This window comes from Streptomyces lateritius (genome assembly GCF_014649715.1).
Lineage (GTDB): Bacteria > Actinomycetota > Actinomycetes > Streptomycetales > Streptomycetaceae > Streptomyces > Streptomyces lateritius.
The window spans coordinates 38,791-50,909 of record NZ_BMTO01000010.1 but is presented as its reverse complement, the minus strand read 5'-3'; the positions used below and the strand labels follow the sequence as shown (position 1 = coordinate 50,909).

The 12,119-nt window shown below is 72.9% G+C and carries 10 protein-coding genes and 1 pseudogene; 6 read left to right on the top strand and 5 right to left on the bottom strand.

The annotated features are described in order from the left end of the window. The 4 genes from IE136_RS21090 to IE136_RS21075 all read right to left on the bottom strand — a co-directional run. Nucleotides 1-2,444, bottom strand: a 2,444-nt coding sequence (locus tag IE136_RS21090) for a right-handed parallel beta-helix repeat-containing protein (RefSeq protein WP_189601210.1), incomplete at its 3' end; no start/stop codon positions are given. Nucleotides 2,445-2,526: 82 nt separating this feature from the next. Continuing rightward, nucleotides 2,527-3,135 carry an Rv1733c family protein gene (locus tag IE136_RS21085; protein WP_158984789.1) on the bottom strand — a complete coding sequence of 203 codons (609 nt, stop codon included), beginning with the start codon at nucleotides 3,133-3,135 and terminating at the stop codon, nucleotides 2,527-2,529. 169 nt (nucleotides 3,136-3,304) lie between these two features. Next, the gene (locus IE136_RS21080) at nucleotides 3,305-4,129 is read right to left on the bottom strand and encodes an MOSC domain-containing protein (protein ID WP_158984787.1); all 825 of its coding nucleotides are present in this window, start codon (nucleotides 4,127-4,129) and stop codon (nucleotides 3,305-3,307) included. 69 nt (nucleotides 4,130-4,198) lie between these two features. Then, entirely contained in the window at nucleotides 4,199-4,669 is a 471-nt protein-coding gene (locus IE136_RS21075) for a DUF6643 family protein (protein ID WP_158984785.1), read from the bottom strand. 257 nt (nucleotides 4,670-4,926) lie between these two features. On the opposite strand from IE136_RS21075, the pseudogene IE136_RS21070 reads away from it, so the two are divergent. Further along, nucleotides 4,927-6,156: pseudogene (locus tag IE136_RS21070) on the top strand (TerD family protein). Nucleotides 6,157-6,172: 16 nt separating this feature from the next. Here IE136_RS21070 and IE136_RS21065 read toward each other — a convergent pair. Then, a complete protein-coding gene (locus IE136_RS21065; protein WP_158984783.1) occupies nucleotides 6,173-7,402 on the bottom strand; it encodes a glycosyltransferase in 1,230 nt (409 codons plus the stop codon). Between the two features lie 58 nt (nucleotides 7,403-7,460). Here IE136_RS21065 and IE136_RS21060 point away from each other — a divergent pair, with 58 nt between their 5' ends. The 5 genes from IE136_RS21060 to IE136_RS21040 all read left to right on the top strand — a co-directional run bounded on the left by IE136_RS21060 (nucleotide 7,461) and on the right by IE136_RS21040 (nucleotide 12,103). Then, entirely contained in the window at nucleotides 7,461-8,246 is a 786-nt protein-coding gene (locus IE136_RS21060; protein ID WP_162467822.1) for a glutamate racemase, read from the top strand. A gap of 60 nt (nucleotides 8,247-8,306) precedes the next feature. Then, nucleotides 8,307-8,930, top strand: a complete 624-nt coding sequence (locus IE136_RS21055; RefSeq protein ID WP_229819004.1) for a PH domain-containing protein — start codon at nucleotides 8,307-8,309, stop codon at nucleotides 8,928-8,930. Nucleotides 8,931-9,027: 97 nt separating this feature from the next. Then, nucleotides 9,028-10,629, top strand: a complete 1,602-nt coding sequence (gene lnt / locus IE136_RS21050) for an apolipoprotein N-acyltransferase (protein WP_189601113.1) — start codon at nucleotides 9,028-9,030, stop codon at nucleotides 10,627-10,629. A 79-nt stretch (nucleotides 10,630-10,708) separates the two neighbouring features. After that, complete coding sequence (locus IE136_RS21045; protein ID WP_158984779.1) at nucleotides 10,709-11,191, top strand: NUDIX hydrolase; 483 nt, start codon at nucleotides 10,709-10,711, stop codon at nucleotides 11,189-11,191. 54 nt (nucleotides 11,192-11,245) lie between these two features. After that, nucleotides 11,246-12,103, top strand: a complete 858-nt coding sequence (locus IE136_RS21040; RefSeq protein WP_189601112.1) for a 3-hydroxybutyrate dehydrogenase — start codon at nucleotides 11,246-11,248, stop codon at nucleotides 12,101-12,103. Nucleotides 12,104-12,119: the final 16 nt, after the last annotated feature.

Genomic DNA, 12,119 nt, shown 5'->3' with positions numbered 1-12,119 from the left:
AGCTCGGGCAGGTCCTCCGGATAGAGCAGGGTCAGGTCGTCCGTGCTCACCTCGGTGAGCACGGCGACCCGGCCCGCGTGCCGCTCGACCATCGACTCGAACGTCTGCCGCGCGGTTCGGCCGTTGCCGAACGCCGGGCCCTTGGGCAGCTCGGTGAAGTACTTCCGCAACGCCTCGTCCGTGCCCGGGGCGAGCCGGTACTCGTGCTCGTCGGCCTGCTGCTCCACGATCCGCACCAGCTCGTCCGGCACGTAGTCGCTGAAGGTGATCGTCCGTGAGAAACGGGACGCCACGCCGGGGTTGACCGTCAGGAAGCGCTCCATCTCGGCCGTGTACCCGGCGACGATCACCACGACGGCGTCCCGGTGGTCCTCCATCAGCTTCACCAGGGTGTCGATCGCCTCCCGCCCGAAGTCCCGCCCCGAGTCCTCCGGAGACAGCGCGTACGCCTCGTCGACGAAGAGCACCCCGCCGCGCGCCCGGTCGAACGCCTCCTGGGTCCGGATCGCGGTCGACCCGATGTGCTCACCGACCAGGTCGACGCGGGAGACCTCCACGAGATGGCCGCGCTCCAGCACCCCGAGCGAGGCGAGGATCTCGCCGTAGAGCCGGGCCACGGTGGTCTTGCCCGTGCCGGGGTTGCCGGTGAAGACCAGATGGCGGCGCACGGAGGCGGCCTTAAGGCCCGCCTCCTGGCGCCTGCGCCCCACCTCGATCATGTTGGTGAGCGTGCGCACCTCGTGCTTGACGCTCTCCAGGCCGACCAAGGCGTCCAGTTCGCCGAGCACGTCGTGCGAGGAGCGCACCGCGGGCGCGGGACCGGGATCCGATACGGCCGCCGGGGCGGCGGGCGCGCCGGGGGAGCGCGGCGCCGGAACCGTGCCGAGCAGACCGGCCGACTGCGTCGCCGTCAGTACGGTCCCGGTGTCGGCCGGAGCCATACGCACCCCGCTCTCGTCGCTCGTGCAGTCCTCCGCCACCGGGCCGCCTCCGAGGCCTTCGGCCTGGGCGCCGCCCCCGTCGGCGAACTCGTAGCCCCCGCGCGCGCACCGTTCCGTACGGCACTTGCGCAGCGTCGTCCGGCAGCCGTCCATCACGTGGAAGCCGTAGCCGCCGCTCCCGGTGACGCGGCAGCCGTGGAAGGTCCCCCGCCCCTCGGCGGAGACGTAGAACCCGGCCTCGGCGGGCGAGGTGACGGTGCATCGCTCGATCGTCGGATCGGCCCCCTTGGTGACGATGACCCCGGTCTGCACGGCGTCGATGGTGCAACCGCTCAGGGTGCCGCCGCTGCCGTGGTCGCGGAACCAGGCGCCCGTGGACGCCTCCCGGATCCGGCAGTCGTCCAGCTGCGCGGTCGCCCCGTCGCTCACCGACACCGCCGTGTTCCGCACCTGTGACAGGTCGCTGTCGACGACGTCGACGCGTGAGCCCCGGTCGAGGACGAACAGCGCGTCCGGCACGTCGTGCACCCGGCACGCGTCGAGGACCGCGGTCGCCCCGTCGCTGACCCAGACGGCCGGATAGTCGCCCGTACTGTCGTGGATCTCGCACTGATCGGCGTCCACACGCGTGCCCGGGTCCCACACCGAGAGCCCGTTGCGCCCGAAGCGCCGCACCGTGGAGCGGGTCAGCGTCAGCACCGAACGCGAGCGCAGATCCACCGCGTTCTCGGGGATGTCGTGGATGTCGCAGTCGGAGAGCGTGAGCACCGCGTCCGTGTCCAGAGTGATGCCGTCGGCCGAGGTGCGGTGCACGGAGGAGTCGGTCAGATGGGCGGTCGCGCGGGCGGCGATCTGCAGACCCGCGCCCTTGATCTCGTACACCTCGCAGCCGATGCCCTCCAGGCCGCTCCCCTCGCCGTTGACGGCGATCCCGGCGCCCGAGGCGTGATGCACCCGGCACCGTTCCAGGCGCGGATGCGCGCCGCCGCGCACGGAGATACCGGACTGACCGGCCGAGACGATCTCGCACTCCTCGAACACCCCGCCCGCGCCGTCGAGTACGGCGATGCCGACGCCGGCCGGATTGTCGACCGTGCAGCGACGGACGGTCGGGCGGGCCGCCCCGCGGACCTCCAGCCCGGCGGCGGATCGGGTCACGATCCGCAGGTCGAGCAGCTCCGGAGTGCCGTCCTCGACGAGCAGCGCGGGCGCGGCGGTGTCCTGGCCCTCGATGTGCAGATCCTGAACGGTGGCCGAGGCCCGAACCGTCAGCGGTACGCCGTCCAGCGGCGCGATCCGCACCGAGCCGATACCGCCCTCGGGGCCGCGCAGGGTGACGGCGCGTTGGATGACGAGGTTCTCCCGGTAGGTCCCGGGCGCGACGGTGAGGACGTCCCCGTCCCCCGCGGCCTCCAGGGCCGCGGCGAGGGAGGCGTACTCACCCGTGCGGCGCCGCCACCGCGATGTGCCGGTGTGCGTCACCTGGACCGTGCCCTGTGCCATGGGTGTGCTCTGCCCCCGCCTCATGCGTCGCTGCTCATCCGATGCCCCACCGTAGCGCGCGCGGCGGCGCCGGGTTGACGGGTCAGCTGCCCGCGCCCGTGCGTCCCCAGTCGGGGCCGGCCTTGGCCCAGGCGCGGTCGAGACGTTCGTACCGCCGATGTACGAGCCGGCGTACGACCACCCGCCTGGCGGCCTCGACGAAGACCCCGGCCAGGGCCGCCGCGAGCAGACCGACGATCGTCGCGTGCGCGTGTGCGGTGTCCGGCCGCATGGGCGCCGCCACGGGCCGTCCGGTCCGGTCGGTCCAGAGCGGGAAGGTGTCGCCCGGGTCGGCGGACTCGGGGCGGGTGGCCACCGTCCCCGTCTTCGGCGTGCCGTCAGGGGCCGTCCAGCGGGCCACCACGGGCCGGCGGAGCTGCTGCTCGCCCGCGGACTCGGGGTTCTGGAAGCCGGGGGCGGGGGTGCCGGAGACCCGGACGACCCGGGCCGTCGTCTCCCGCCGCTGTTCGTACTGCGCCTGGACCGCGCGCTGGAGGGAGGCGTCGGTCCGCGCTCCGGAGATCCAGCCGACGGCGGGCACGGCGCAGGCGAACAGGACGACGGCCGTCAGCGCGACCCATGCCTCGATCAGGTCGGTGGTCCGGCACAGGGGATTGCGCCGCCAGCGCCAGACTCCGGTGACTGTCCGCACGCTCCGCACCCCCTCCTCGCTCGTCGCTCTCCCAGGCTCTCCCAACGAGTCTGCCCCGGGGGCGGGTTCCCCGCCCGTCGGGACGGAAAGCGTGAGGCGTTTCCCCGCCCGGGTCGGCCGCCCGGGTTCGCGGCACGGCGGTGCGGCGCCCCGGGCGGGCGGTGGTGGTTCAGTCGAGGATCTTGACCTCGTCGCCGGCCCGGATCGTGCCGGTGTGCTCGGGGACGAGGTTCTGGCCGAAGATCAGCCGGCCGCCGTCCTTGCGATGGCGGGCGAGGGTGCGCAGCGGCTCCTTGCCGCGCTCGGCGGTCGCCTGGTCGGTGGTGGTCACGACACAGCGGCCGCAGGACCGGGCGACCCGGAAGGCGACGTCGCCGATGGCGAGCCGGGTCCAGCCGTCCTCGGCCCAGGGCGCGGTGTCGTCGACCACCACGTTCGGCCGGAAGCGGTTCATCGGCAGCGGGCCCTCGTCGGCGTGGTCGCCCTGGGCGATCAGCGAATTGAGGGCGTCGAGGGAGGCGGTGGTGGTGACCAGGAGCGGGAACCCGTCCGCGAAGCTCACCGTCTCGCCGGGCAGCGCGTACTCCGGCTTGACCGGACGCCGGTGCGCCGGCTCGTCCATGTGGACGAGGCGCGCCTCGGTCTCCAGATAGGCGCTGAACCAGGCGTCCGCCGCTTCACCGGCCGGGACCGCCTCCACCGGAGTGTCGAAGACCTCCACCCGGATCGTGGACGAGGGCCGCGGCACCTCGACCGACAGAGTGGGCAGGCCGGGCGCGGACAGCCGGACGCCGCCGCCGGGCAGCGTCTCGGCCGAGGCCAACGCCATCCGCGGGTGACGGCGTTGGGTCACGACCGCCCTCGACGCGTCCACCACGGTCCAGCGGCGGTCACCGGCCAGTCCCCATGGCTGGACCTCCGCCTCGGCGGGCGCGAACCCGCGCATCGCCTTGACCGGGTGGACGTGGAGGGAGCGGACAACAGGAATCGGCATGCCGTCATCCTGCCAGCCGCTCCGGACAGGGCGTCGTCAGTGCCCCTCGACCGTCGGCCCCCCGGGACCTCAGTACCCCCCGCCCTGGTACGGGCGGTTGTACGGGTCGTCGTAGGGAGCGGGCGCCGGGGCGGGCCGTGCGGCCGCCGGGCGCATGGCCTCGTACCCCGTGGCCACCGGACGCTGTGGCTGCTGGGGCTGGACGCCCGGGTAGCCGCGCGGACCGGTCGGCTGCTGCGGGATGTACGGCGCCGGAGCGTGCTGCAGCGGCACGGGGGCCATCTGCTGCATCGGCTGCGGGTAGCCGTACGAACCGCCACCGGTGTACGCCGGGGCGGGGCTGGGTGCCGCCGGGAGGGCGGGCAGGGCCGCGGGCAGCGCCGGCAGATAGCTGTTGCCGGTGTCGTACGCGGAAGGCACTCGGATCGGGGCGATCTGAGGCGTGCCCCGCTCCGCGACCAGGGAGTCGTAGATCGGGGTGTCGGGGAACGACGGCGCGGTGTAGTAACCGCCTCCGTAGGTGGAGCGGGGGGAGGTCATGGCACATAAGTTAAGCCCACGATGTGCTGGTTGGGGAGCCCGATAAGAGGGTTGTTTGACGGGTTCTGAGTGACCGTCGATCCACAATGCGAGCGAACGTGACAAAAACGGTCGCCCGAAGGGGCGTCGATCTTGAAAACCCGAGCTGGGGAGGGGTTACCCGCGGGTCTCCCTCGTCTCCTCGGGCGCGTCCGGCATGCCCGGCATCAGGCTGACGAAAGAAATCTTCATGCCCATGAGCCGCGATGGAGATGAGCATGTCCATGCTTAAAGGAGCCAATGTTCCGGTGGGGGCGCGCGCTGTGCGCGTCGAATTGGGCCGGCGTTCAGGTACGGGAGTGCCGGATGTCGACGCCTCGGCGCTACTCCTCGTGTCGGGAAAAGTGCGCTCCGACGCGGACTTCGTTTTCTGCAACCAGCCGACGCACGCCTCGGGGGCGGTACGGCAATAGGGGAAGACCGCCTCCGGAGGCTCGGCGAGCGACGCGGTCCACGTGGATCTGGAGCGGGTCGAGCCGGCCGTCGAGCGGATCGGCCTCGCGGCCTCGGCCGACGGCCTTGCGTTCGGCCGGGTCCCCGGACTGTACGTACGGGTGGTGGACGCGGACACCGGCGCCGAGATCGCGCGGTACGACAGCGCCGACGCCACCGTCGAGACGGCGTTCGTCCTCGGCGAGCTGTACCGACGTCAGGGCGCCTGGAAATTCCGGGCGGTGGGACGGGGCTACAGTGCGGGCCTCGAGGGCCTGGCCACGGACTTCGGCATCACGGTGGACGAACCCCAGCGCCCGACACCGTCCGCCCCGGCTCCCGTCGAACCGGCCCCCGGCGCAACGGCCCCGCAGCCGGTACGCCTCACGAAAGTCACCCTGACGAAGGAATCCCCGACTGTCTCCCTCGCCAAGCAGGGAGGCACCTTCGGTGTGATGCGGGTCAACCTCAACTGGCAGACGCGCGAACAGTTCACCGGCCGGGCTGCCAAGCTCGGCCGCACCGTCGCCCAGCACGCCGACCTCGACCTCGACCTGTGCGCACTGTACGAACTGACCGACGGCCGCAAGGGCGTCGTCCAGGCGCTCGGCAACGCCTTCGGCTCGCTCCACCAGGTTCCGTACATCCATCTCGACGGCGACGACCGCACCGGCGCCCTCACCGCCGGCGAGAACCTCACCATCAACCTCGACCACAAGGACAAGCTCCGCCGCGTTCTCGTCTTCGTCACCATCTACGCGGGCGCCCGCGGTTTCGCCGACCTGCACGCCACCGTCACTCTCCAGCCGCAGCACGGCGCGGCCGTCGACTTCTCCCTCGACGACTGCACCGTCCCCTCCACCGTCTGCGCGCTCGCCCTCCTCAGCCGGGAGAACGGCGACCTCGTCGTCCGGCGCGAGGCCGGCTGTCTCGTACCGCAGCGCGGAATCAGCCCGCAGCGGACCGTCGACCAGGCGTACGGCCGGGGCATGAACTGGACCCCCGGACGCAAATGATCCGCCCCCGCCCGCCTCACCGGTCGGGTGCCGCCTCGGGACGGGCGTACGTCCGGCCCTTCCAGGCCGCTCCCCGGCCGCGGTAGTGCTGGACCGCCGAATCCACGGTCATGAGGAGATAGAGGAACGCGGTGAAGGGCAGGGTGGGCGCGAGCCAGAGCGGCTGGCGGTAGTAGCGGAGCATCGGGAGGTACGTTCCCGCCATCACCACCCACGCGAGCCCGCCCGCCCAGCCCGCCACCGCGTCACCGCCGAACAGCCCCACCGCCGATGCCAGTGGGGGTGCCAGATAGACGACCGCGAGCCCGGCGACCGTGCCCGCGAGCACGAGAGGGTTGTGGCGGAGCTGGGCGTAGGCGCTGCGCGACACCATCCGCCACAGGTCGGCGAGGTGCGGATACGGGCGGACGCTGTCCACCCGCTCGGCGAGCCCCAGCCAGATCCGCCCGCCCGCCCGGCGCACCGCCCGGGCCAGCGACACGTCGTCGATCACCGCCTGCCTGATCACCTGGGGCACCCCGGCCCGCTCGGCCGTCTCCGACCGCAGCAGGACGCACCCCCCGGCCGCCGCCGTCGCCCGGGGGCGACGGCCGTTGATCCAGCGGAAGGGGTAGAGCTGCGCGAAGAAGTAGACGAACGCGGGCACGACCAGACGCTCCCAGAAGCTCGCCACCCGCAGCCGGGCCATCTGCGAGACCAGATCCAGGTCGTTTTCGACCGCCGCCGTCACCAGCAGGCGCAGACTGTCCGGCTCGTGGGCGATGTCCGCGTCCGTCAGCAGCAGAAACTCCGGCCCACGCGCGCGTGCCAGCGCCATGCCGTGGCGCAGCGCCCACAGCTTCCCGGTCCAGCCCGGCTCCGGCTCGCCCGGAGAGACCACCGTCAGCGGCAGCCCGCCGTACCGTACGGCCAGCTCGCCGGCGAGCTTCCCCGTGCCGTCCGTACTGCCGTCGTCGACGAGCACCACCTCGGCGTCGCCCGGATAGTCCTGCGTGAGCAACGACGGCAGGCTCAGCGGCAGCACCTCCGCCTCGTCCCGCGCGGGCACGACGATCGCGACCCGCGGCCAGACGGACGGGTCCGTCGGGTCGACCAGGTCCATCGGGCCGACCTGGCCGACCCGGTCCACGCGCGCGTGGACCTGCGGCGGCAGGCGTTGATCGGTACGCCAGAAGAACCCCTGACCCAGCAGCAGCCACCCCCAGGCGGCCAACGAACCCACGGCGATCCAGGCAATGGCGCTCATTCGCCGCAGTCTGCCCCAGATCGACGGCGACGCAAGGGTGGTCGGCTAGGGTGACCGGGTGAAGATCGCGCTCATGGACTCCGGAATCGGCCTGCTCCCGGCAGCGGCCGCGGTTCGCCGACTGCGGCCCGACGCCGATCTCGTGCTCTCCTCCGACCCCGACGGCATGCCCTGGGGCCCTAGGACCCCCGAGGATCTCACCGAGCGTGCGCTGGCCGTCGCCCGCGCCGCCGCCGCGCACCGGCCGGACGCCCTGATCGTGGGCTGCAACACCGCCTCCGTCCACGCCCTGCCCGCACTGCGCGCCGCGCTGGAGCCCCGTATCCCGGTGATCGGCACCGTCCCCGCGATCAAGCCCGCCGCCTCGGACGGCGGAAAGGTCGCCATCTGGGCGACCCCGGCCACCACAGGCAGCCCCTACCAGCGCGGCCTGATCCGCGCGTTCGCCGCGGACGCCGAGGTCACCGAGGTCCCCTGCCCCGGGCTCGCCGACGCGGTGGAGCACGGGGACGCGGAGGCCGTGGACAGGGCCGTCGCGGCAGCCGCGGCGCTCACCCCGCCCGACGTCCGCGCCCTGGTCCTCGGCTGCACGCACTACGAACTGGTCGCCGAGCGCATCCGCGCGGCGGTCCAGTCGGCCGACCTGCCCCCGGTGGTATTCCACGGATCGGCCGGGGCAGTCGCCGCACAGGCGCTGCGCCGGATCGGCGCGGAGCCCGCGCCCGCCGCACCCCCGTCCGGCGGATTGACAGTACTGCTGAGTGGACGGACCGAGGAGCTCCCGGCGGCGGCCCTGAGCTATGCGGAAGGCCGACTGCTCGTTGCCGCAGCCCCTGCACGCTGACGATCACGCGGCGGCGTCGAGCGGGCGCCGCCCAAGCGGAACGTGAGTAGGCTGCGAGCCATGAGGGACCATTCCCGCCATCCCCACCACCCCCGGCCCCTGGACACCGACGTACCGGTACCCGAGGTCTGGACCGGCCGCGCCACCAATCGCGCCCAGTGGCTCCTGGCGATCGCCGGTGCGGCCTTCGTCGCGCTGGGAATCGAGCTCGCCGTCGCCGCCTCGTGGCGGTCCGGCGTCGTCCCGCTGCTGATGTCGGTGATCGGCTGCGTCGCGGTCGGCCTGCTGATGCTGTTCGGCACGCTCGCCTTCGTCCACGTCGCGGTCAAGGTCGACGACCGGGCCCTGGAGGTCCGCTGCGGCCACATGGGCCTGCCGCGCCGCCGGATCCCGCTGTCGCAGGTGGCCGGCGTCGAGATCGCGGCGAAGGTCACACCGCGGCATTGGGGAGGCTGGGGATACCGATGGCTCCCCGAGAAGGGGACGGGCGTCATCGTCCGGCGCGGCGAGGCCCTGGTCCTGACGCTGGTCGACGGCCGCACTTTCACCGTCACGGTCGACGACGCCGACTCCGCCGTCCGCGTCATCCGCGAGCGCCTGAGCCGTGCGACCCCCGGCCCGCCCTCCGCGCCTCCCACGCCCCCGGCCCCGCCCGTCGCACCGACGGGGCCGACGAGCGCCTGAGCCTCGGCCCGCGCCGAGTCGGCCCGCCGGCCAGAGCGGGACGGGGTCGGCCGGACCGGGATCTTCGGGGGCGGGGGCGCGCCGTAGACTCCGGAAGGTGAGCACCACGATCGCGCCCGTCGACGCCCCCGGACCCGCCGCCGCCCCCGAGCCCGGCCGTTCAGGCCCGTGGCGCCTCGTGCGGCCGGGAGCGGCCGTGCTCGCCGGGGTCATGCTCTTCCTGAGCTTCCCGCCCCGCCCGCTGTGGTGGCTCGCGGTACCCGCGTTCGGCCTGCTCGGCTGGGCCCTGCGTGGCCGCCGGCTCCGCGCCGGGTTCGGCCTCGGGTACCTCGCGGGTCTCGGTTTCCTGCTTCCGCTGCTGATCTGGACCGGCGCCGTGGTCGGCCGGTTCCCGTGGATCGCGCTCTCCGCCGTCGAGGCGGTGTTCATCGCCGCCGCCGGGCTCGGGATCGCGGCCGTCTCCCGGCTGCCCGCGTGGCCGGTGTGGGCCGCGGGGGTGTGGATCCTCGCCGAGGCGGCACGCGCGCGTGTCCCGTTCGGCGGCTTCCCCTGGGGCAAGATCGCCTTCGGGCAGGCCGACGGCGTCTTCCTGCCGCTGGCGGCGGTCGGCGGCACGCCCGTGCTCGGCTTCGCCGTGGCGCTGTGCGGCTTCGGACTGTACGAAGTGATCCGGCAGGTCCGCGCCTGGCGGGCGAGCGGTGACGTACCGCGCGGGCCGCTCGCCGCGGCCGCTCTCGCCGTCCTCGCCCCGGTCACCGGTGCCGTCGCCGCGATGCCCCTGGTCGACGACTCCGCCGAGGACGGCGCGGCGACCGTCGCCGCCGTCCAGGGCAACGTGCCCCGCCTCGGCCTGGACTTCAACGACCAGCGGCGCGCCGTCCTCGACAACCACGCGGCCCGCACCACGGAGCTGGCCGAGGCCGTCGAGAAGGGCACGAAGCCCCGGCCCGACTTCGTCCTGTGGCCGGAGAACTCCTCCGACATCGATCCCTACGCCAACCCCGACGCGTACGACGTCATCGACAAGGCCGTGAAGAAGATCGGCGTACCTACCGTGATCGGCGCGGTCATCGCCCCCGAGACCGGCAAGCTGCGCAACACCCTCGTCGAGTGGGACCCGGACAAGGGACCGGTCGCCACCTACGACAAGCGGCACGTCCAGCCCTTCGGCGAGTACATCCCGATGCGACCCTTCGTACGGATCTTCAACAGCAACGTCGACCGGGTCAGTCGCGACTTCGGAGCGGGCCACGAGATCGGCGTCTTCGACCTCGCCGGCACCAAGGTCGGCCTCGCCACGTGCTACGAGGCGGCCTTCGACTGGGCCGTGCGGGACACCGTCACCCACGGCGCCCAGCTGATCTCCGTACCGAGCAACAACGCCACCTTCGGCCGCAGCGAGATGACCTACCAGCAGTTGGCGATGTCCCGGGTCCGGGCGGTCGAGCACAGCCGCTCCGTGGTCGTACCGGTGACCAGCGGAGTGAGCGCGATCATCCGGCCGGACGGCGAGATCGTGCGCCAGTCCGCCATGTTCACCCCGGACGTCCTGGTCGAGAAGGTGCCGCTGCGCTCCTCGCTCACACCGGCGACGCGGATGGGCACGCTGCCCGAGGCGCTCCTGGTGGCGGTCGCGCTCGCCGGTCTGGGCTGGTCGGGCCTGCGGGCCTTCCGCGCCCGCCGCGGCCACGCGGCCTGAGGACCGAAGCCGCCCTGCGGGGGCGCGGGGGACGCAGGCCCCTGGGGTTCCTTGATCCCGAGGGCCTTAGGGTCGCGGTATGGGTACACCTGACTTCATCCGCGAACTCCGGGCCAGCGCCGGTCACCAACTGCTCTTCTTGCCGGGGGTGAGCGCCGTCGTCTTCGACGACCGGGGCCGGGTGCTGCTCGGCAGGCGGGCCGACAACGGCCTGTGGGCGATCGTCGGCGGCATCGTCGAGCCAGGGGAACAGCCCGCGGCCTGTGCCGTCCGCGAGGTGTACGAGGAGACCGCCGTCCGCGTCGAGGTGGAGCGGGTCGTGCTCGTCCAGACCCTGCGCAAGCCCGTCGTGTATCCCAACGGCGACCAGTGCCAGTTCCTGGACATCTGCTTCCGCTGCCGCGCCGTCGGAGGCGAGGCCCGGGTCAACGACGACGAGTCGACGGACGTCGGCTGGTTCGACGTGAACGACCTGCCCGAGATGAAGCGGTTCTCCCACTTCCGGATCGAGCAGGCGCTCCTCGACGAACCCACATGGTTCGACACCACGCCCACGGGCTGAAGTATGGGTCTGGAACACATCGGTTGATGGTGGAGCGCTTCATAAGGTGCGAACATGAGCGCCCCCACCACATCAGGTCCCGCCTCGCCCTCCGCGCCGGCCCGACCCCTTCCGGCCCCGCCCGCTCCGGCCACCGCGCCCGGGACCGTCCAGCTCGACCTCACCGGCCGCACGGCGCTCGTCACCGGAGCGGCAGGCGGCATCGGACGCGCCTGCGCCCTCCGGCTCGCCGCCGCGGGCGCTCGGGTCAGAGCCGTGGACCGCGCGGCCGACGGCCTGGAGGCGCTCCTCGCACAGGCCCACGGCCTGCCCGGCGCCGTGGAACCGCAGATCCTCGATCTCACCGACCTCGACGGCGCGGAGGCCGCGGCCGCCGGCGCCGACATCCTCGTGAACAACGCCGGGCTCCAGTTCGTCCGCCCCATCGAGGAATTCCCGCCGGACGTCTTCCACACCGTTCTGACCGTGATGCTGGAGGCGCCCTTCCGGCTCATCAGAGGAGCCCTGCCCCACATGTACGCCCAGGGCTGGGGCCGGGTCGTCAACATCTCCTCCGTACACGGGCTGCGGGCCTCCGCCTTCAAGTCGGCCTACGTGGCCGCCAAACACGGCCTGGAGGGACTCTCCAAGACCGCCGCCCTGGAAGGCGCCCCCCATGGAGTCACCTCCAACTGTGTGAGCCCAGGCTATGTGCGTACGCCCCTGGTCGAGCGGCAGATCGCCGACCAGGCCGCCACCCACTCCATCCCGCCGGACCGGGTCCTGGCCGACGTCCTCCTCAAGGACTCGGCGCTCAAGCGGCTCATCGAGCCCGAAGAGGTCGCCGAAGCCGTGCTCTACCTCTGCACCCCCCAGGCCTCCTTCATCACCGGCACCTCCCTGACCCTCGACGGCGGCTGGACCGCCCACTGACGTCCCCTCCTGGCCC